We start from the raw sequence: 21,877 nt of genomic DNA, 5'->3' as shown, positions 1-21,877 counted from the left end.
TGGGCTAATTCATCATTAGTCGGCTTTCGAAGCTAGCCGATCAGTCTGGCGAAGCTGCTCAATTGTGCGGACGCCAATGCCGAACATTGCCGCCTTCAGCTCAAACTCAATGCGCTCAAACTGCTGGGTAAGCTGGCGAATCGACAGGTCGTTTGTCCCATGCACCGCCTGCGGCAATAAGACACGCCCAAAACCAGCGAGATTCGCACCAAGCGCAATCGCTTTAGCTGCATCAACACCATGCCTTAAGCCGCCGCTTGCAATGACGTTCATATGCGGCAATGTATGGCGAATGGCGCTAACGCTTTCCGCTGTCGGAATGCCCCAATCCGCGAACGCCTCCGCGGCTTGCCGGCGCAGTCCATCCCCCGCCCGGTATTTCTCAACCTGGCTCCAGGATGTGCCTCCAGCTCCTGCGGCATCTATAAAGGAAATACCTGCATTCGCAAGCATTGCGGCTGTGCTAGCATCAATGCCCCAGCCTACCTCCTTCACGCCGACTGGCACAGGGAGCGCACGGCATACTTGCTCGATTCGCGCCAGCAAGCCGCGGAAGTCCGTATTGCCTTCCGGCTGAAAAACCTCCTGCATGCTGTTGACGTGAAGCACGAGGGCATTCGCCTCTGCAATGTCAACCGCACGCAGACAATCATCCGTACCGAAGCCGTAATTCAGCTGTACTGCTCCCAAATTGGCAATGACCGGTACTGAGGGCGCCTCCATTCTGACATGGAAGGAGGACGCCAGGTCCTCGCGCTCAATAGCTGCCCGCATGGAGCCGAGTCCAATCGCCCAGCCCCGCGCCTCGGCAGCCTCCGCCAGCCGGCGGTTGATAGCCCCAGCCTCCGAGGTGCCTCCGGTCATGGAGCTGACGAGCAGCGGCGCTTTCATCGGCAACTTAAACCACTCCGTCTTAAGCTCAATTTCCTCAAATGACAGCTCAGGCAGCGCATTATGACGGAACCGCAACCGATCAAGCCCTGTATCGATATGCTGGCCGTTCACTTCCTCCTGCAAGCAAATACGAATATGCTCATTTTTGCGCTTCGCGGTTTTCTCCGCTTCCTCCGCCTCCGTATGCTGCGTTATCGTCATTGCCCTTACCTCCTGCGAATATTCTATCCGTCCATCATAACATATGCTGTAAGTCCATGTTAAATTGATTGTAAAATTCATTAATATGAATTTTACAATCAAAATTATTGTTAAAAAGATAGTTTTGGTTTAAAATATAATCATAACCTGAAGGAGGCGCTTCATCATGCAAATCATTCACTTTAACGACTGGGAGCTGCTTGACGCTTATGCAGCCCAAGCCATTATTAATAAAATTCAGGAGAAGCCGGATGCCGTGCTAGGGCTTGCTACAGGCTCGACACCTCTCGGCATTTATGCCAAAATAATAGAAGCCTATCGCAGCAAGGAGGTATCCTTCGCCAAGACGACTACCGTCAATTTGGACGAATATGTCGGCCTGCCTCCTGAGCATGAGCAAAGCTATGCTTATTATATGAAGCAGCATTTATTTTCCCATATTGATATTACAGATGATCATTATCATTTGCCCAATGGGCTGGCTGGAGATTTACAAGCCGAATGCGGCCGTTATGACCAGCTGCTGGAGCAAAACCCGATTGATATTCAGCTGCTCGGGCTCGGGCATAATGGACATATCGGCTTTAATGAGCCTGATACCGAGCTATCCGCAGGCACTCATGCCGTTCAATTGAAGGCGGAAACGCTGGAGGCAAATGCCCGTTTTTTTGAATCGGCCTCAGAGGTTCCGAAGATGGCGCTAACGATGGGTGTTGGCTCCATCCTGAAAGCACATACCATAATACTCGTGGTTCGCGGCGCAGATAAAGCGGAGATCGTGAAGCAAGCATTAACCGGCCCTATTACAACCGCTGTGCCGGCTTCGCTGCTCCAGACGCATCCCCGGGTTATCGTGCTGCTCGACCGCGAAGCCGGAAGGAAGCTGGAATCATATGCTTAACTCGCCCGCCTCATGGGTGATCCATCACGTCCATATTGTATTGGAAGACCGCGTTATGCTCGGCAGCGCCGTTATTAAAAATGGCCTCATTCACCAGCTGCTGGAAAAAGATGCTGTTCTTAGCGCTGATGAGCTGACGCTGCCAATTATAGATGGAGCCGGCGGTTATTTATTGCCGGGCTTTATCGACGTCCATGTGCATGGCGGCTTTGGCGCTGACTTTATGGATGCCAGCCGCAGCAGCTACGACACGATTACCCGTTTTCACGCCTCCCAAGGCACAACTGGCATGCTTGCGACTACGATGACAGCGCCTAAAGCAGCGCTCGAGGCTGTTTTGCAAGCAGCAGCGGAGTACAGAAACGGGGACATGCCCTATGCAGCACTGCTTGGCGTCCATTTAGAAGGACCTTTTCTAAATGAAAAATGGATCGGCGCGCAAAATCCCGCTTACCTCTCGCCTCCGCGGCTTGACTGGCTGGAAGCATGGACTGCGGCGTTTCCCGATTTGATTCAAATATTGACGCTTGCCCCTGAGCGGGAAGGCTCTCTTCCCCTCATTGCCTGGCTTGCTGAAAATAACATCATTGCCGCTTGCGGCCACACAGATGCCACCTACGCGGATATGGAAGCCGCAGCAGACGCCGGGCTGTCCCACGCTGTCCATACGTATAATGCGATGCGTCCGCTGCATCACAGGGAACCGGGAACCGTCGGCGCTGTTCTCAGCGATCCACGGATTTATGCTGAGCTTATCGCCGATGGCCATCATGTTCATCCGGGAGCAATCCGGCTGCTTGCTGCTGCCAAAGCGGCAGATAAGCTCATTCTCATTACCGATGCCATGTCGGCAGCGGGCATGCCCGACGGAAACTACTCGCTCGGCGGCTTGGCCGTCGAGATGAAGGATCAGGTTGCCCGCCTGCAGGGCAGCGACAGTCTCGCAGGCAGCAGTCTGACAATGCTGAGCGCCTTCCGTTACATGCTGGCGAACACGGAGCTGTCTGTCGCTGAGGTCAGTCGCTGTGCGAGCGGCAATGCGGCTAAGCAGCTTGGCATCTATGAGCATACGGGCTCCATCGCTTGCGGCAAGCAAGCAGATATCATCCTGACGGATGCTGATTTCACCGCTGTGAGCCGCACCTGGGTAGGCGGCAAGCTTGTGTTCCATGCTTCCGACGAATAAACTATACCCTGAACGGATGAAAGCCGCTCTTGCCTAACAGCAGGGGCGGCTTTATTCGTTTGAAATATACGACATAGTAACAGGCCTCGCCTATTACTGATGCTTTTTTTCCGTTGGTTTAGCCGATTCCGGCTCGCAGCTGGCCTCTTTCCCCCTTTTTGGGATAAACTTGGAGAAGTCAGTCCGCTAAAAGAAAGGAGAAACTATGCGCTTATTCAACTTATTCCAATCCATTCGCTCTTTATCTGCTCAAACACTCACCTTAATAGGAGGCTTGTTTTTCGTTGTCGTTTTCACTGCTTCCTTTATGAATACCTCGCAGCTGCTCCAAAACCCCTTGCTCGCCGCTGGCGGCATTTTAGTTACGCTTAGCCTCATACTTGCCGCCTCTTGGCTGCTTGGACGGAGGCTATCGGCTAAAGGCTATTTGCTTGCACTTATGGCGGTCAGCCTGCTAACTCGGCTTGGCTGGATTCTTTGGATCGATACGCCTCCCGATTCCGATTTCCTGTTTATGTATCATGCTGCCCAGCTCGCAGCAGCAGGCGATTTTTCATTTAATCAGGATGAATATTTCCTAAGTTGGGTATATCAGTTTGGCTTTACGATGTATGAGGCGGGCATGATCAAGCTATTTGGCGAAGCTGCACTGTTCATGCTTAAGCTAGTAAATGTACTATTCAGTACTGCAACCGTGCTGCTCATTTATTACGCTGCGCTAGAGCTGTTTAATGAGCATACGGCGCGAATTGCAGGAATGCTTTATGCCTTATATATTCCTACTATCATCATGTGCTCGGTGTTGACGAATCAGCATTGGTCGACTTTTTTTTTCACACTTGGCTGCCTGCTCATTATAAATAAACGCTTCGAAAAGAGCTATGGCTGGCTGCTAATCGGCCTTGCCTTCGGACTTGCGAACCTCATGAGGCCGCTCAGCCTCGTATATATAGCTGGCTTTATTGCCTTTTTACTGTTATTTCGCTTATTTAAAGCTAAATCGGACGAGTGCAGAACTGCCGAGCTGCCGATAGGCAAGCTCTCTACGGGAATACTTGTCCGCGCTGCCGGGGTACTCCTTATCTTTTATATGGTGCAATCTTTGGCCAGCTTTGCCCTCGTGCAGAGCGGTGCTTCGCAATACCCACTTTCTAACCGGGAGCCATACTGGAAATTCGTCGTAGGGCTGAATGCGGAAACCGATGGCAGATGGTCACTTGAGGATGGCAAATATGTGCTGCAATTTAAGCTTGGCGAGGAGCGCGATGCAGCAGAGCTGGCATTAATTAAGGAGCGTCTCAGTGATCCAATCGCCGTAGCCTCCTTGTTCGCACGCAAGCTCACGGTTTTTTGGGGTGAAGAGGATTCGGCGGTCATGTGGAGCTTGAAGGATATGAACCGTCTGGAGCTTGCCGCTGCCCTTAAAATAGCGGAGCGTTTCCTCTTCACGGCTATGAGCGCCGCTGGCGTATATTCGCTGTACAGCTTATGGCGCAGCCGGTTCGCGCTACAGCAGAAAGCTAGCTATATGCTGTTTCTGATTTTGCTGCTGGGCTATGCGTTCGTGCAGCTATGGATCGAAATACAGGCAAGATATCGGCTTGATTTGCTCCCTTGCTTTATATTGTTGCAGAGCTACGGTATGTATCTAATGCAATCGAAGCTGCCTGCGCGGCGTAAAATAAAGCTCGACTCCCTTCAATAAAGGGAGCCGAGCTTTAAATACCGCACAGGAGCAGCGGAAATCGTCTTTGGACGTGGATTTCCCGGTCTAAAAACGATTTCCACAGCTTCTCATATAATAAGTGAATAATCAATTATATTGTATCCACATAACTTATTTCTTTATAGCGTCCCAGCTCATTTTAATCGCTATATCCAGCTTTTCAGGCGTAAACTCAAAAGCCCCTTTAAACTGTTCTTTAACCAGTTCGGCTATCGGCAAAATAGAGTACGTAATAAGCATATCATTATCTACATCCTTGAACAGCTGCTGCTGCTTGCCACTCTCAAAAAAATCATATATAGGTAAATAAAGCGCCGCAGTTTCTTCCAGACACCAATTTTGCAGCAATGGGGAGTTCGAGATTTGTTCCATAAACAAAAAATAGGATTTGTGCTCCTGTACGAACTGGATAAAATTGCGAATGTACAGATCAAAACGCTGCTGAATTGGCGCGGAATGGTCGACCCCATTAAACAGCTTATCGCTCATTATTTTCTTCGCTTTTAAATACGTCTTGCCGAGCATATCCTCCTTATTCTCAAAATAAATGTAAATCGTAGCCGCAGACACATTCGCCCGCTTGGCGATTTTAGAAATCGACGTTTCCGAAATGCCAATTTCATTGATCAACTGAATGGTAGCTTCAAAAATATCTTCGACTTTATTTTCATCTCTTAGTCTCATGCGTCAACAATAAACGATCGTTTATTTATTGTCAATACTAAACGAAAGCTAATCGTTACATTGCGGCCCTTACATGATGCAGGCTAATTCATGCAAAAGAAGGCAGCAGGAGCCTCCTTTCAAGCTCCCATTGCCTTCCCTGCTAACCGTTCGTATCTGCTACATAGATGTCAATATTTAGCTGCTGCGCCGCTGATTTAAGCTCGCCTTCAATCGGCTGGTCTGTAATAAAAGCCTGCAACGCTGCAAGCGGCGAAATCGAGAAAAGTGACATTTTGCCAACCTTCGTTTGATCGAATACGGCATATGTCTGGGTCGAGCGTCTGATTAATGCTTTGGCAATTTGTGCTTCCTGTTCTGAATACGTTGTAATGCCCCCGCCTGCCGAAACGCCATCGACACCAATGAACATTTTTCCAATATTCAAATGCTCGACCATGCCTTCCCCCAGCGGCCCGCAAAGCTCAAAGCTGTTATGGCGCATAATGCCGCCCGTTACAACGACCTGTATGGGGCTTCCCGCCAGCTCCATCGCAATATTGACCGCATTCGTCACGACGGTAATACCGCTTCTGAGCTTAAGCTGCTTAGCGATCAAATAATTGGTCGTGCCTCCGGACAGGCCAATAACATCTCCCTCCTGAATAAGCGATATCGCCTTCGCGGCAATTCTTTCTTTTTCGAGGAACGAAATATCCTGCTTTTCCGAAAAACCCATATCACGAACGACGCTGAGCCCGTCATACATCGCCCCGCCAATCGTACGTATGATCGGATAGCTGGCCTCCATTTGCTCTAAGTCTCTTCTTGCGGTCGCCTCCGAACAATCGAATTGCTCCACTATCTCGGAAATTGTAACGCGCCCCTGCTGCTTAAGCAATTGTAAAATTGCCTCGCGGCGGCGCTGTCCTTTAGACGACGGAACATTCGGTTCTGCCATAATTAACGCTCCACCCACGCTTTATCGCTCATACGCTGCTCAACAACGCTCCATTCTGGAAGCGCCTCCCAATCTCCGCGCATTTGAACGACGAGTGAGCCATTGATGCTGGCAAGCTTTACCGCTTCAACAGGCGTCATTCCCTTCATAATGCCAGCCAAAAAGCCTGCGCAAAAACCATCGCCTGCTCCGACTGTATCAATGACCTTCTCCGCCTTATAGAAAGGAACAGCTGTCTCCTCGCTGCCCTCCAGCACAATTGTCGCGTCATCTTTGCCTTTAATAATCGTTACCGCGTCCAGCTCAAGCAGCTTTTGCTTTACCACTTCATAGCTGTTTGTGCTGTACAGCAGCATCAGCTCATCCCAGCCCGGCAAAAAATAATCCGCATCCGCAGCAAATGGCAGCAGCACTTCCCGCGCTTCCTCAATTGACCAAAGCTTCAGACGCAAATTGGGATCAAAGCTTACTTTGACACCCGCATCCTTAGCAATGTCAATGGCTCTGCGTACTGTCCGGCGGCAGCTATCGCTAAGCGCCGCTGTAATTCCTGTTACATGCAGCAGCTTCGCTCCCTGAATATACGCCTCATCCAGATGCTCAGGCTCCATTCGGCTGGCAGCGGAATGCTTACGGTAATAATGCACCGCCATACGGCCAGCTACCGTCTCGCGGAACATCATACCTGTCGGTGCTTCATCACTCAGTCTAACGCGGGTTACATCTACTCCTTCACCGCGAAGCGTTTTCAATATAATCCGACCGAAAGGATCATTACCAAGTGCGCCGAACCAGCCTACCGAGCTGCCTAAGCGTGAAAGACCAATGGCGACATTGCTTTCCGCACCTCCGAAGCCCTGCTCTAGTGTAGTCGCTCTTTCAATCGCCTTATGCTCCTGCGGCATAAATAGCGCCATTGATTCTCCGAATGTAATGATGTCTGGTGATGCTTGTCCCACATTCTCCGCCCCCTGCAACGTTGATTTGAGCTTACTTTCCTTCCATGATCAAACAACCCTTGTGTTCACTTGCCGCTTGTTACGCAGTAGCCATAATTGGATAACGCATAAAATAAATCACAACTACATACAGCACCAGTACGATAAGGCTCAAGATGCGAGCTTTGCTGATATGTGCAGAAGCGCTTTGACCTTCACGAATAGAGGAAACAATTCGCTTCAGCGGCTTTGTAATAATACCGCCTAGTGCGGCAATCCCCAAAAACAAAAGCGTAACAATAATCATCCAAATAACCGCATAATCGCCTTTCGACATCATGTAGCCGCCAGTCAGCAGCTGAATAATGAGAAAATATTGCGCGATCCGATTGGCCGAAAGCAGGCCATCAGCCAAACCTTCCTGTCCCGCTCCCGCAAGCTTCGATGCGCGGCCAATCATAATGGGAAGCACAATATAAAAACCCATTCCCCCTGCACCTAATAAATGCAGCAAAACCATTACGTCATACATTCAGCTTTCCTCCTAAAAAATATTACGGGGCAGCATGCGCCCAGCAAGCACTGATCGTATTCTCGCATGGCAAAGCTTACGCGAGTCGCGTAAGCTTCATGGTTGAATGGCGAAGAGTGCCCGCCAGCGCTGCACTTGCACCGTTTTTCTACTAAACACAGTATACTTGATGAGCCTAGCAAATACAAAGAACTTCCATAAACCTATCCACACCATACGTTAAAAAGTAAGTTCCAGTTCAATCCTCTGCCTTCAGTCCGTATTTAAAAATAACAGCATGGATCGCAAAATAATCGACATCATCCGGCAGCGCATCTTTAATCGGACGCAGCTTCTCGGGACTCAGCTCCATAATGGCTGCTACAATCTCCTCTTCGCGGTGGGCCGGAATAATCCGACTAAAGTCCAGCTCATAGCCCTCCTCCGCACACCGGATAATATGCCCTTCCACCGTTACCCGGCTGAGGCCGCGCTCTGCGGCTATGTCCTGCGGCGATTTGCCTTCATTAAACAGCTCAAGGGACAGCACATGGCTAGGCGTTTCGTCGCTCGCCACCCTGCCTGGCGACTCTGAGGAAGTCGTCCTAGCGGGAGCGCCAACCGACGGTTGTCCGGGGCCAAAGGACGCGGTTCCGCCCGCTGCACGGCCAGTTGCTTCATTAGGCTTGCCTGCATGCTCGCCGATAATTGCCAGCACCTCCGCGCCATACTTCCGCGCCTTGGCTGCACCAATTCCCTTCGTTTGCAGCAGCTCATCTTCCGTGAGCGGCCTTGCATCGGCCAGTTCCTTGAGTGTTGCATCAAAAAACAGCATAAACGGCGGCACATTTTCGCGGGCTGCCGTCTCCTTGCGCCACTGCTTCAGCGCATCGAACAGCGGAGAAGCGACTCCACCCTGTCCCGAATCCCGACGCTTCACCGTCGTCCGCAGACGCTGCATGACCGTCTCCTTGCCTTCGAGAACAGGCAGCGCATTCGTCGTAAGCGAGACGGTCGGATATTGCCCATCGCTCATTCGCAGGTAGCCCTCAGCTACAAGCCAATACAGCCAATCGGTAATTTCCTTCTCCGGCCAGCTGCTGAGCAGCCCATAGGTGGTGAGCTCATCCAGCCTGAACTCCAGCAGCCGTTTGTCGCGAGAGCCTTTAAGCACCTTGGCTGCCATCGTCACGCCGAACCGCCCGCGCATTCTGCCAACGCAGGAAAGAGCCTTCTGCGCTTCCGACGTACGATCAATGAGCTCGCTTTTATCGAGGCAGTTGCCGCATTTCCCGCACGGCTCCACGTTCCTCTCGCCAAAATAATCGACGATAAACTGCTGCAAACAGCGATGCGTCCGGCTGTAATTCATCATCGTATTCAGCTTGGACAGCTGTATCGACTTCCGTTCTGTATCACCAACACCCTGCTCGATCAAAAACCGCTGTACCTGCACATCCTGAGGCTCGAACAGCAAAATGCATTCACTTTCCTCGCCGTCGCGTCCGGCCCTGCCTGCCTCCTGATAATACGACTCCACGTCGCCGGGCATTTGCCAGTGAAGCACATAACGCACGTTAGGCTTGTCGATGCCCATGCCAAACGCATTCGTGGCAACCATGACGCGCAGCTCATCAAAACGGAAGCGCTCCTGCGTCGTAGCCCGCTCCTCGTCGGATAGCCCGCCGTGGTATTTGCCTGCGGCAATGCCTTTGCGTACAAGCTGATCATGCACGGACTCGGCTTCTTTGCGCGTAGCCGTATAAATAATGCCCGACTGCTCCTCGCGCTCGGAAATAAACTTTTGCAAAAACTTCTTCTTGTCCGCACCGCTAATGACCGACAGCGATAGGTTCGGCCTTGCAAAGCCGCTGACAAAAATATTGGGATCATGCATTCCCAGCATAGCCGATACATCCCGCGCCACCTCATCCGTTGCCGTTGCGGTAAAGCCTGCAACTAGCGGACGATTCGCCAGCTGCCCAATCCAGCCTGCGAGCTGGCGATAGCTTGGGCGGAAATCATGACCCCACTGTGAAACGCAGTGCGCCTCGTCAATAGCGATCATTGGAATTTCCATCTGCTCGCTAAGTGAGCTGAACATCGGCGCATCAAGCCGCTCTGGCGCCACATAAAGCAGCTTGTAATCGCCTCTGAACGCGCTTCGCAGCACCTCCCGATACTCAACAGCTCCAAGCGAACTGTTCAGAAAAGCGGCTGGAATGCCGAGTCTGTTCAGCGCATCGACCTGATCCTTCATTAGCGATATGAGCGGAGACACTACAAGCGTCGTTCCATTTAGCAGCAAGGACGGTATTTGGTAACAGACGGACTTGCCTCCGCCAGTCGGGAGTATGGCAAGCGTATCCCGGCCTTCCAGTATTCCTTGAATAATGGCTTCCTGTCCAGGTCGAAACGAGTCATAGCCGTACACCCGTTTCAGCTCGGCTCTAGCTTGCTCCAGCATACTTTTGTCCCTCCCTTGAGACCGATATCGTTATATTTCAAACGGAAAAACCCTGCCAGCAAAGTGTCAGGGTCCTCCCGTACCAAATCTTTTATAAAAGCCAGCTTGCTTTGGCTAAATCAATTAAGCAGACACGATTTGGATGACCGTTCGAACCGATTGCGCCGATTGATCAAGCGCAGCCTTTTCGTCAGCCGTCAAATCAAGCTCCAGCACCTTCTCAATGCCATCGCCGCCAATTACAGCGGGTACGCCCATGAATAGATCGTCATAGCCATATTCGCCTTCAAGATAAGCGATAACTGGAATAATGCGTTTTTTGTCCTTCAAAATCGCCTCTGTCATTTGCACAAGCGCCGCAGCAGGCGCATAATACGCACTGCCGTTGCCAAGCAAATTAACGATTTCGCCGCCGCCAACGCGAGCGCGCTGTACGATAGCTTCAATCCGCTCAGCCGAGATCAGCTTTTCGATTGGAATGCCGCCAGCATTGGAATAACGAACAAGTGGAACCATATCATCGCCATGACCGCCAAGCACGAACCCGCGAACATCCTCCACGGAAACGTTAAGCTCTTGCGCAATAAAGGTGCAGTAACGAGCAGTGTCAAGAACGCCGGATTGGCCGATCACGCGGTTTTTAGGGAAACCAAGCGCTTGGTAAGCAACATAAGTCATAGCGTCAACCGGGTTGCTAAGAATAATGACATAAGCGTTAGGGCTTGTTGCCTTTACATTCTCACAAACGGATTTCACAATACCCGCGTTTGTGTTAACAAGATCGTCACGGCTCATGCCGGGTTTACGGGCAATGCCCGCTGTAATAATAACGACATCGGAATCCTTCGTATCTGCATAGTCAGAAGTTCCGATAATGTTAACATCAAGGCCTTGTACAGGTGTCGATTCAAGCATGTCAAGCGCTTTGCCCTTAGTCGGGTTTTCCAATTGCGGAATATCGACGAGCACAACGTCGCCTAGCTCTTTTTGTGCTGCCATCAGGGCAGTTGTAGCACCTGTGAAGCCTGCTCCGACAACTGTAATTTTTCTGCGTTTGATTGCCATTGTCTCATTACCTCCAAATATTGTTGGCTCTAAAAGTTGTTAATAACCTCGTCAGCGAACTCGGAGCATTTTACTTCTTTAGCGCCATCCATCAGGCGGGCAAAGTCATAAGTAACGGTTTTGTTGTTAATCGACGTTTCCAGACCTTTGTAGATCAGGTCAGCCGCTTCCTGCCAGCCAAGGTGCTCAAGCAGCATGACGCCGGAGAGGATAACCGAGCCTGGGTTAACAACGTCTTTATCCGCATATTTAGGAGCCGTACCATGCGTAGCTTCAAAGATAGCATGTCCGGTCAAGTAGTTAATGTTAGCTCCTGGAGCGATACCGATACCGCCAACTTGCGCTGCAAGCGCATCGGACAGGTAGTCACCGTTCAGGTTCAGTGTTGCGATTACATCAAAGTCAGTCGGACGAGTCAGAACTTGCTGCAAAGCGATATCCGCAATAGCGTCCTTCACGATCAGCTTGCCAGCCGCTTCAGCAGCTGCTTGTGCTGCATTTGCAGCGTCAGTTCCTTCTGCTTCTTTAATGCGGTCGTATTGACCCCAAGTGAAGGTTTGCTCTGCAAATTCAGTTTCAGCTACTTCGTAGCCCCAGTTTTTGAAGGCTCCTTCTGTGAATTTCATGATGTTGCCTTTGTGTACAAGTGTAAGCGACTTGCGGCCATGCTTAAGCGCATATTCAATTGCTGCGCGGGCAAGACGCTGGGAGCCTTCTTTGGAAACCGGCTTGATGCCGATACCAGAAGTTTCAGGGAAACGGATTTTGTTAACGCCCAATTCAGATTGCAGGAAGTTGATAACTTTTTTAACTTCTGCGGAACCTTCTTGGTACTCGATACCCGCATAAATATCCTCTGTGTTTTCACGGAAAATAACCATGTCAACCAGCTCAGGACGTTTTACTGGGGAAGGAACACCGTTAAAGTAACGAACAGGACGAAGGCATACGTACAGGTCAAGCTCTTGACGAAGCGCTACGTTCAGGGAACGAATACCGCCGCCGATTGGCGTAGTCAAAGGACCTTTGATTGCTACGATATATTCACGAATGGCAGTCAGCGTATCTGCTGGCAACCACTCGCCGTATTCATTAAATGCTTTCTCACCGGCAAATACCTCATACCAAGCGATCTTTTTTTCGCCACCGTAAGCTTTTGCAACAGCTGCGTCAAGCACGCGTTTCGAAGCGCGCCAGATGTCGCGGCCTGTGCCGTCGCCTTCGATGAAAGGAATGATTGGATTGCTAGGTACGTTAAGTACACCGTTGTCGATTGTAATTTTGTCGCCTTCAGTAGGTAATGCGAATTTTTCGAATTGAGCCATTGTTTATAATTCCTCCTTTAATTTGTGAAACCGTAATAACAGCAGCGCTTAGTAGCTGAGAGGGAATTAGCACCCGCTTTTGTTGACAAAATCTCCACGATTTTGGGAGTTTTGTCAATAAATTAGCGGTACTTTATTTCGTCGCAGTCTCTTAGCGCTCGTCGATTGGAATATATTTCGCGTTGACTGGACCGATATAGTCGGCGCGAGGACGAATCAAGCGATTGTTCTCGTATTGCTCAAGAATATGAGCGCTCCAGCCGGAAACGCGGCTAATCGCAAAAATTGGCGTGAATAGATCACGTGCAATGCCTAGTGTTGTATAGACGGAAGCGGAGTAAAAATCTACGTTCGGCTTGAGGCCTTTTTGACCCGTAACAAGCTCCTCGATCTTGATCGACATTTCATAAAGCTCCAAATTACCAGTCAGCTTGCCGAGCTCTTGCGACATTTTTTGCAGATGCTTCGCGCGCGGATCGCCGTTTTTGTAAACGCGGTGACCGAAGCCCATAATTTTCTGCTTGTTTGCAAGCGCGTTGTTGATATAAGACTCAACATTAGATAATGTACCGATTTCCTCCAGCATCACCATTACCGCCTCATTAGCACCGCCATGCAGCGGCCCTTTAAGCGCTCCGATTGCCGAAGTCACGCCCGAATAGATGTCAGACAAAGTCGCAACCGTTACTCGAGCTGCAAAGGTAGAGGCGTTAAGCTCGTGATCGGCATGGAGCACAAGCGCCTGATCAAGCGCTTTCACAGCAATCTCTTCAGGGTCTTTGCCTGTAAGCATGTAAAGGAAGTTATGAGCGATGGATACGCCCTTCTTCGGAGCAACAGGATCCTTGCCTTCACGAATGCGAGCGAACGCTGCTACAACGGCTGGCAATTGCGCTTGCAGCTTAATTGCTTTCAACTGATTAGCTTCAGCAGTCATTTCATTAGCCGCCCCATCATATAGAGCAAGGCTTGAAATAGCTGTACGAAGTGCAGCCATCGAATTTGTATCCTTCGGATACAGCTTCATTTGCTCGATAACGCCTTCTGGAATTGCTGTGTATGCATCTAACTGCTCCTGCAGTTTTGCTAGCTCGGAACGATTAGGCAGTTTGCCATACCATAACAAATAGGCAACCTCTTCAAATGTCGCATTTTCTGCCAAATCATCAATATTTATCCCACGGTATGTCAACACTCCGTCAATAATCGAGCTGATTGACGAAGAAGCGGCGACAATTCCTTCCAGACCTTTAGTTGCTGTCATCGTTCTCTCTCCTTTAGCTTGGAAATTTCACATCGCAAAATGACATTCGAATCCATGTCGTCCGTATAATCATAAATGATTTTGACAACAAAGTGAACAAAACTACATATAAAAATGCTTTATCAGTAAGAAAAAAAAATGTGATGGGGCAGCTGGCATGTGAAATAACCTCACCTTTGGACATCCTGAAAGATCTGGTTCCTGCTTATGTAGTTAGATGTAAACACCTGTTTTCTATCTTAACAGAAAAACAGGCAGAGTACTAACTGATCACGGTTTCAATCTATAATAAACGTTTGTAAATAGACGAAACGACCGCTCCCCGGCAAAAAACCGGGAAACAGCCGCAGCTTTATTTTTCAGATCAAATGGTTTGGTGCTTAGTGATTTAGCTCTCCGAAAGATGAGCCTAGGTACTGTGGCTGTTGATAAGCGAAGGACTGATTCGCATTTAAACTGGAAATTTGATTGCAAATACTAGAAATTTGCTGCATTTGCTGCATCGCCTTTTGGTGGCCTTGCAATGAGGTTTGGATCATATGGGCTGCTTGATGCTCGCGCTGTGCAATTTGCTCCAGCTGTGCAGCATTCGTTTGTTCTTGCTTCAAAAGCTGCTCATACATGCCTGATGCTTGCTGAGTTTGCTGCATCAATTGCTGCAGAAGCTGCTCGCATTGTGAAAGCTGTTGGCTAATATTCGTTTGTGAAAACTGATTCATTTCTAATACCTCCATTTAGTTTAATAAACTGCCTCCTTTAATATGACTTGCAAATCCATTTTTATTCTTAATTCGACAAATTTCGGTTATTTTGATTGATGCGCCTGGTGGCTCCCTCTAATATCCCTTACGCTTATTAAGACATTCAGCAGCCGCTATGTTAAAATAAATTATTGCAAGGTGAGACGGCTGTCGCCAGCCTTTGGCGGCGCAGCATGTTTCATTCCGAGAAATACAGAGAGAGGGAGATCGTCAGGTTACACTTTCTCTATATTTCAAAAAAAACGGAGGTTCGCTATGAATGAGCATCGCATAGGTATTATAGATATAGGCTCCAACTCGGTTAGGCTCGTCGTTTATGAACGCACAGCAAACGGAGCTCACCGCGTCATTGATGGGAGCAAACGTCCAGCACGGCTTAGTGAGCGAATTGACGAGCAAGGCAATCTCTCGGCTGAGGCAATTAGCGAGCTGCTCGGCACACTTAGCCATTTCCGCTTAATTTGCGCCCATAACCGCACCGGGGAAATTCGCGCAGTGGCTACGGCAGCGATCCGCAATGCTTCGAACCGCATGGTTGTGCTGGAAGCAATAAAAGCCGAAACCGGGCTTGATATAGAACTGCTTAGCGGCGAACAGGAGGCCGCCTTTGGCTTCCTTGGGATGATTAATGCAATGGATCTGGAGGATGGGCTGTTAGTCGATATTGGCGGCGGCAGCACAGAGGTATCGCTGTTTCGCGGACGCAAGCTGCTGCACTCCGTCTCCTTTCCTTTTGGCTGCGTCAGTCTGAATCGGCGTTTCGCGGCGAAGGGCATGCTTAGCGACGAGGCTCTGCGCGCGCTTGACAGCGTTGCGCTTGATGCCTTCAAGTCCGTTCCATGGCTCTCCAAAGCGCAGGGACTGCCTCTGATTGGCGTCGGCGGCACCGCTAGGGCGCTGGGCAAAATTCATCAAGCGGCGACGAGCTACCCTTTTCAGCAAACGCATAATTACGCGCTACCCGGCGCAGAGGCCGAAATGGTTTTTGATCAACTGCGTGCCCTGCCGCTGGACAAGCGCAGCAAGTTTCCCGGACTGTCCAAAGATCGGGTGGACGTTATTGTGCCCGGCCTAGCCGTGCTGCGCCAGCTTTACAAGCTGACTAAGGCTACCGGCTATATTATTTGCGGTGCTGGACTTCGCGACGGTATTTTCCATGATACCAGGTTTCCACAAGGGTCTCAGCATCAGGATGTGCTTGGCTTCAGCCTGCACAACATTAGCATGCTCCATCCCGCTGCACCGATGCAACATGTATCGCAGGTGAACCGGCTTGCACTGCAACTTTACGATGAGCTCAGAGAGCTGCACCAAATGCCTTCGCGCTCGCGGATCTTGCTTGATGCCGCTTCAAGCCTATTTCGAATCGGCGCTTCCATCGACTACTACGACTATGCCAAGCATACCTTTTATTTAATCGTCAACTCTCATTTGAACGGATTGTCCCATAAAGAAATTTTAATTACGGCTTCCATCGCTTCCTACAAAAGCAAAAGTCGGGCACGGCAGCAGCTCCGTCCCTACAAAGAGATGCTTGTCGAGTCCGACTACGAGTTAATCGGCAGGCTGGGTACGCTGCTGCAGCTCGCATCAGCGCTTGACCGCAGCGAGACACAGGCGCTAAGCAGATTGAGCGTCTCCCTTACTCCAGAGCAGCTTAAGCTGCATGCTGTGCGCCCTAGCAGCTCGCTGACCGTTGAGCGTCTGGAGGTAGGAGAGCTCGCTGCCGAGTTTTCCAAGCTATGGAAACGAGTTCCTGTGCTTGAGCTGCCTGATTATATTTAAGCTTAGTCGGCGGTGCTTTCCTTCCATACCTAAAAAGCGCGGTGAAAAGGAAACGAGCATTCCTTTATCACCGCGCTTTTTCATTTCTCTATACTTGTACTTTCCAGCCTGGAATGTGTCTAGCCTCGAATTGGCTGCGAAACGGTTTATGATCATTTTCAACATGAACATAAGTACCGCTAGACAGAAGCTTCCTCGCTTTGACATTGTCATTCAAATTCAAGCTCAGCATGTTGATAAGCGTCTGCCGCAAATGGGCGTCGTACACTGGACACATCAGCTCCACTCGCTTCATCAGATTGCGCGTCATCCAATCGGCACTGGACAAATACACTTCCTCTTCCCCGCCATTGTGGAAATACATAACCCGTGCATGCTCCAAATAACGGTCCACAATGCTGATTACCTGAATGTTCTCGCTTCGGCCAGCCACGCCAGGGCGCAAGCAGCATACGCCGCGGACAATCAAATCGATTTTCACGCCTGCCTGCGATGCCTCATAAAGTTTATCGACCATCTCCTGATTGGAGAGCGAGTTCATCTTCGCAATGACACGGCCCTTCTTGCCAGCCGCTACATGGGCGATTTCTCGGTCAATGAGACGGAACAGCTTCTGCTTGAGATCCGTTGGAGCTACACCAAAGGCTTTCCAGTCATACGGATCAGAATAACCCGTCACCTCATTAAACAGCGCCGATGCATCGCCGCCGATTGTCGGATGCGAGGTAAACAGGCCGATATCGGTGTACAGCGTCGCTGTGCTGTCATTGTAATTGCCCGTGCCAACATGCACATAACGGCGCAGCGTGTCCTGCTCCCTGCGCACAACAAGCAATATTTTCGCATGGGTTTTCAGCCCGATCAGACCGTAAACAACATGGCAGCCTGCTTTCTCCAATTGGCGAGCCCATGCAATATTGCGCTCCTCATCGAATCGCGCCTTCAGTTCAACAACAACCGTCACCTGCTTGCCGGATTCGGCCGCTTTAGCAAGCGCCTGAACGAGCGCAGACTTGCCGCTGACCCGATACATCGTCATTTTAATTGCAAGCACATCTGGATCGGTCGCTGCCTGCATTACAAAATCATTAACCGCATCAAACGATTCATACGGATGGTACATCAGCACATCGCGCTGGCGAATCACCTCAAACATGTCGTCGGTGTCATCAAATTCCATAGGATAGACAGGCTCCATCTTCTCATATCGCAAATGGTCGTAGCCTGGAATGGCATGGGCGAATTTCATCAAAAAGCTTAAATCGAGCGGACCATCAATTTCAATGAGGTTATCCGAGATTTCCAGCTCATCCTTGAGAATATCAAGTGCATCTGGATGCATGCCGCGAGCAACCTCAAGCCGTACGGAAATACCCCAACGGCGCTTGCGCAGCTCCTTCTCAATCTCCTCGAGCAAGTCCTCGGCATCCTCATTAAGCGTAAAATCAGCATTACGCGTCAACCGAAATGCATGTACCGCATAAGCGCCATAACCATTAAAAAGGGTATCAATAAATTGCTCAATCAGATCCTCAAGCAGCACATATTCGCGTTTTTTGCTATTCGGACGCTCAGGCAGCGGCACAAATCTCGTTAAAATGGATGGCACCTGCACCATCGCAAACAGCGGATCTTCCTCAGGCGCGGCATCTGGATGACGCAATAAAACAGCCAAATATAGCTCCTTCGTATGTACAAGTGGAAAAGGCCTGCTCTGATCAACCGCCATCGGTGTCAGGACAGGAAATACAATTTCATGAAAATACTCCGATACGGCCTTGGACTGGGTCAGATTCAGCTCATTCATTGAACGGATCGTAATGCCTTCCCGTCCCAAGCCGCGCAGCACATCCCGATAAGATTTATATTGTTCATGCACCATTTGATTCGTGCGTTTAATTAATCGTTTCCATAAGCCAGCGGGAGTATAGCCTGTAAAATCAATTTTAGAATAACCCGCCTTAATTTGCTCTTGAATGCCCGCTACGCGAACACTCATAAATTCGTCTAAATTACTGGATACAATGGCCAGAAACTTGGCCCGCTCCAGCAGAGGATTGTTTATATCCTGCGCCTCTTGAAGCACCCTGCAGTTAAATTCGGCCCAGCTCAAATCTCTGTTAACATAGTGGGACAAATGTTTTGTCATTATGTGCGCCTCCCTCATATATGCCCCTATTATGCGCTACAACTATTCGTGTCATATTATAAATTTGTTAAGCTAATGTAAATATATTAAAACTTGCGTATAGAAAAAGACCCGCCGCGTATCCGTTTCTCCAGCCAATGCAGCATGACCTGCTGATAAAAGGAACGCGTAAACGGCAGCAGAAAGGTAATTCCGATCAGATCGGTGAAAAATCCGGGAATCAGCAGCAGCAAACCGCCTGCCAGCACACATAAACCTTCAAGCAGCTTGCGACCAGGTATTTGACCCTGCTGCAACTGAAGCTGCGCCTCTGTCCACACCTTGCGTCCTTCCGCCAGCGTTAAATACGCACCCGCCATACTGAACAGAACGATGAGCCCAAATGTCTGCCAGCCGCCAAGCCAGCCGCTTACTTGTACGATGCCCCAAAGCTCTATTAAAGGCAATATGATTAATGCTGCGATTATCCACCTTTTCATTACAAATTCCTCCCGTCCACAATATGCAGGCAGCAGCAGCCATCCTTTAGCTTATTATCTGCCTTATTAAATCATACAGCGCAGGAAGCCCTTTGTCCAAACGCATGGGACGCCACTCCTTATTCACCCAAACATGCTTCGTTCCTCCCGAAACGAGCCGTTCCCCCGGAAGGCTATCTCCCCGCTCGTAAAAAGCCGGCTTAAATGACGCCTCATCCACTTTGCGAATTTCAGATTCGAAGGCTAAGCGCACGGAGGAAAAGTCCGCTATGCGAGTGCAAATAAGCAGCGTATCGTCATATCGCGCCGGCAAAGCATAATGGCATTGCAAATCAATGACCGGCAGCAGCATTCCGCTTTGTTCAATAGATTTATAATCAAAGCCTGCCGATCGTATCAGCTCGGTGCGGCCAATTTCAAACCAATTCAAATAGTTGGTGTGATACACAACTCCCATTTGATCCGTTTCCTGATAACGAACGCGTAGCGGATGTGCGAACCAGCCAGATAACGGACTGCTCAAAATGTAAACCTCCCTTAAATTTCAACAAAAGCGACGGTGAATTCACCATCGCTTGTTGTTGCTCTGTCCTATACGAGCAGAGAATATGCAGTTAAATTGCAACGGCCGAAAGCCATTCTAATTCAAAAGTTATACGGATTTGGATTGACCGGAGTAAATGACGCCTGTTTCGCCATAAAGCGTAACTTCCATTCCATCTTCCAAAATCGTCGTAGCGTTACTAATACCCAGAATAACTGGAATTCCGAGGTTGATGCCGCAAACTGCTGCATGGCTAGTAATACCGCCTTGTTCCGTTACGACAGCAGCCGCTTTCTCAAATGCAGGCATATATTCTTTATCGGTCGAAACAGTTACCAGTATCGAGCCTTGTGTTGTTTTTGCAATCGCTTCTTCAGGCGTGCGGGCAACGACTACTTTACCAGTAGCCGTTTGGCTGCCGATACCTTGTCCATTTGCCAGAAGCTCGCCAATGTGGTGAATTTTAATTAGGTTTGTTGTTCCAGAGCGGCCAACTGGCACACCCGCCGTAATAACGATTGTATCACCAAGAGCAAGCAAGCCCGTGCTAAGCGCACCCGTTACTGCATTTTCGAACAAACCGTCTGTGGAATCAACGAGCGCACCTTTAACTGGATAAACGCCCCATACAAGTGCCAGACGACGCATAACCGTTTCTTCTGTTGTTACCGCAATGATTGGCGCTTTCGGACGGTATTTGGATACCATACGGGAAGTGAAGCCGCTTTGCGTCGAAGTAACGATCGCTTTCGCTTTCAGATCAAATGCGGAATTAGCTACCGCTTGGGAGATCGCTTCCGTTACGCTTGTTTGCTGTGCATTCGCTTGCTTCGTGAAAATTTCACGGTATTCAAGAGCGGATTCTGCACGCTCAGCGATACGGGCCATCGTTTGTACCGATTCAACTGGATATTTACCAGCGGCTGTTTCGCCAGAAAGCATGATCGCGTCTGTACCGTCAAAAATCGCATTCGCTACGTCACTCGCCTCAGCGCGAGTCGGACGCGGGTTGCGCTGCATCGAATCCAGCATTTGTGTTGCTGTAATAACGGGCTTGCCAGCGCGGTTACATTTTTGAATCATTGCTTTTTGTACGAGTGGTACTTCTTCTGCTGGAATTTCAACGCCAAGGTCGCCACGGGCAACCATCAGGCCATCGGAAACTTCCAAAATTTCATCAAGGTTGTCTACGCCCTGCTGGTTCTCAATTTTAGAAATAATCTGGATATGACCCGCATTGTGGCGCTCCAAAAGCTCGCGAATTTCCAAAACATCGCTTGCTTTACGCACGAAGGAAGCCGCAATGAAATCTACGCCTTGCTCAATACCGAAGACGATGTCATTCGCGTCTTTCTCTGTAATACCAGGAAGCGAGATGTTTACGCCCGGTACGTTAACGCCCTTCTTGCTTTTAATTTGACCGCTGTTGACGATACGGCAAATGATTTCTGTACCTTGCACATCTTCAACCGTCAAGCCAATGAGGCCGTCATCAATCAAAATGGTTGAACCAACCGATACGTCGTTAGGCAGATCCGTATACGTAATTGGAATACGCGTTACATCGCCAAGAATTTCTTCTGTTGTCAACGCGACCTTCTCGCCTTGAACCAGCTCAATTGGCTCTTCTTTCAATTTGCCCAGACGAATTTCTGGACCTTTCGTATCAAGTAGAATGGCTGTTGTTTTGCCGAGTTCGATATTTGCTTGACGAATATTCTTGATGCGGTTACCGTGCTCTTCAAAATCGCCATGGGAGAAGTTCAGACGAGCAACGTTCATGCCCGCTTGAATAAGCTTCTTCGTGTTTTCAAGTGATTCGCTGGATGGTCCGATTGTACATACAATCTTTGTTTTACGCATGTTTAGTTTTCCTCCGTTATATTGCCTGCTTGATTGGTAGGCCTTGCTAGTTTATCTTCTTTTAAACATATAAGTATTTATAAGCTGTTCACATATAAATAAGCTTATATTTCCGTTACTGAAACGCGCAGCGCCGCCAAAGGACGACGACAGCCGTTTCACCTTGAAATATAGGAAAGTATATCATTTCGCCA

Annotated in this window: 18 protein-coding genes; 4 read left to right on the top strand and 14 right to left on the bottom strand. The window is 49.5% G+C overall.

Annotation, left to right across the window (positions count from 1 at the left end; translation table 11 throughout):
• Positions 1-15 precede the first annotated feature (15 nt).
• The gene (gene fni, locus V5J77_RS07850; RefSeq protein ID WP_338555222.1) at positions 16-1,095 is read right to left on the bottom strand and encodes a type 2 isopentenyl-diphosphate Delta-isomerase; all 1,080 of its coding nucleotides are present in this window, start codon (positions 1,093-1,095) and stop codon (positions 16-18) included.
• Between the two features lie 166 nt (positions 1,096-1,261).
• Here fni and nagB point away from each other — a divergent pair, with 166 nt between their 5' ends.
• The 3 genes from nagB (at position 1,262) to V5J77_RS07835 (ending at position 4,887) form a co-directional block, all read left to right on the top strand.
• Positions 1,262-1,996: a glucosamine-6-phosphate deaminase gene (gene nagB / locus V5J77_RS07845; RefSeq protein WP_338555221.1), complete on the top strand. Its 735-nt coding sequence runs from the start codon at positions 1,262-1,264 to the stop codon at positions 1,994-1,996.
• Positions 1,989-3,182, top strand: a complete 1,194-nt coding sequence (gene nagA / locus V5J77_RS07840) for an N-acetylglucosamine-6-phosphate deacetylase (protein ID WP_338555220.1) — start codon at positions 1,989-1,991, stop codon at positions 3,180-3,182. Before nagB ends, nagA begins: the two co-directional genes overlap by 8 nt.
• Positions 3,183-3,387: 205 nt before the next feature.
• The gene (locus tag V5J77_RS07835) at positions 3,388-4,887 is read left to right on the top strand and encodes a glycosyltransferase family 39 protein (protein WP_338555219.1); all 1,500 of its coding nucleotides are present in this window, start codon (positions 3,388-3,390) and stop codon (positions 4,885-4,887) included.
• Between the two features lie 132 nt (positions 4,888-5,019).
• On the opposite strand, the gene V5J77_RS07830 is transcribed toward V5J77_RS07835, so the two are convergent.
• The 9 genes from V5J77_RS07830 to V5J77_RS07790 all read right to left on the bottom strand — a co-directional run bounded on the left by V5J77_RS07830 (position 5,020) and on the right by V5J77_RS07790 (position 14,821).
• Entirely contained in the window at positions 5,020-5,592 is a 573-nt protein-coding gene (locus V5J77_RS07830) for a TetR/AcrR family transcriptional regulator (protein WP_338555218.1), read from the bottom strand.
• Between the two features lie 142 nt (positions 5,593-5,734).
• The gene (locus V5J77_RS07825; RefSeq protein ID WP_338555217.1) at positions 5,735-6,532 is read right to left on the bottom strand and encodes a DeoR/GlpR family DNA-binding transcription regulator; all 798 of its coding nucleotides are present in this window, start codon (positions 6,530-6,532) and stop codon (positions 5,735-5,737) included.
• A 2-nt stretch (positions 6,533-6,534) separates the two neighbouring features.
• Positions 6,535-7,491, bottom strand: coding sequence for a sugar kinase (locus V5J77_RS07820; protein ID WP_338555215.1), 957 nt, complete (start codon positions 7,489-7,491; stop codon positions 6,535-6,537).
• Between the two features lie 79 nt (positions 7,492-7,570).
• Positions 7,571-8,002 carry a hypothetical protein gene (locus V5J77_RS07815; protein ID WP_338555214.1) on the bottom strand — a complete coding sequence of 144 codons (432 nt, stop codon included), beginning with the start codon at positions 8,000-8,002 and terminating at the stop codon, positions 7,571-7,573.
• A 238-nt stretch (positions 8,003-8,240) separates the two neighbouring features.
• Positions 8,241-10,448, bottom strand: coding sequence for a DNA helicase RecQ (gene recQ / locus V5J77_RS07810; RefSeq protein ID WP_338555212.1), 2,208 nt, complete (start codon positions 10,446-10,448; stop codon positions 8,241-8,243).
• Between the two features lie 123 nt (positions 10,449-10,571).
• Positions 10,572-11,513 carry a malate dehydrogenase gene (mdh, locus tag V5J77_RS07805; RefSeq protein ID WP_338555211.1) on the bottom strand — a complete coding sequence of 314 codons (942 nt, stop codon included), beginning with the start codon at positions 11,511-11,513 and terminating at the stop codon, positions 10,572-10,574.
• A 29-nt stretch (positions 11,514-11,542) separates the two neighbouring features.
• Positions 11,543-12,838 carry an NADP-dependent isocitrate dehydrogenase gene (icd, locus tag V5J77_RS07800; RefSeq protein WP_338555210.1) on the bottom strand — a complete coding sequence of 432 codons (1,296 nt, stop codon included), beginning with the start codon at positions 12,836-12,838 and terminating at the stop codon, positions 11,543-11,545.
• Positions 12,839-12,989: 151 nt separating this feature from the next.
• A complete protein-coding gene (citZ, locus tag V5J77_RS07795; protein ID WP_338555209.1) occupies positions 12,990-14,102 on the bottom strand; it encodes a citrate synthase in 1,113 nt (370 codons plus the stop codon).
• Between the two features lie 380 nt (positions 14,103-14,482).
• A complete protein-coding gene (locus V5J77_RS07790; RefSeq protein ID WP_338555208.1) occupies positions 14,483-14,821 on the bottom strand; it encodes a hypothetical protein in 339 nt (112 codons plus the stop codon).
• A 297-nt stretch (positions 14,822-15,118) separates the two neighbouring features.
• Between V5J77_RS07790 and V5J77_RS07785 the strand changes: the two genes are divergently transcribed.
• A complete protein-coding gene (locus V5J77_RS07785) occupies positions 15,119-16,648 on the top strand; it encodes a Ppx/GppA family phosphatase (protein WP_338555207.1) in 1,530 nt (509 codons plus the stop codon).
• An 88-nt stretch (positions 16,649-16,736) separates the two neighbouring features.
• Here V5J77_RS07785 and ppk1 read toward each other — a convergent pair whose 3' ends face one another.
• The 4 genes from ppk1 to pyk all read right to left on the bottom strand — a co-directional run bounded on the left by ppk1 (position 16,737) and on the right by pyk (position 21,683).
• Positions 16,737-18,797: a polyphosphate kinase 1 gene (ppk1, locus tag V5J77_RS07780; protein WP_338555206.1), complete on the bottom strand. Its 2,061-nt coding sequence runs from the start codon at positions 18,795-18,797 to the stop codon at positions 16,737-16,739.
• Between the two features lie 86 nt (positions 18,798-18,883).
• Positions 18,884-19,276 (bottom strand): FxsA family protein, encoded by a 393-nt coding sequence (locus V5J77_RS07775; RefSeq protein ID WP_338555205.1) that lies wholly within the window; start codon positions 19,274-19,276, stop codon positions 18,884-18,886.
• A 46-nt stretch (positions 19,277-19,322) separates the two neighbouring features.
• The gene (locus tag V5J77_RS07770) at positions 19,323-19,733 is read right to left on the bottom strand and encodes a thioesterase family protein (protein ID WP_338556632.1); all 411 of its coding nucleotides are present in this window, start codon (positions 19,731-19,733) and stop codon (positions 19,323-19,325) included.
• Positions 19,734-19,928: 195 nt separating this feature from the next.
• On the bottom strand, positions 19,929-21,683 hold the full coding sequence (gene pyk, locus V5J77_RS07765) for a pyruvate kinase (protein WP_338555204.1): 1,755 nt from the start codon (positions 21,681-21,683) through the stop codon (positions 19,929-19,931).
• Between the last annotated feature and the right edge of the window lie 194 nt (positions 21,684-21,877).

It is taken from the genome of Paenibacillus sp. KS-LC4, assembly GCF_036894955.1.
In the GTDB taxonomy this organism is placed as follows: Bacteria; Bacillota; Bacilli; order Paenibacillales; family Paenibacillaceae; genus Pristimantibacillus.
This window is presented reverse-complemented; position numbering and strand designations above follow the sequence as displayed.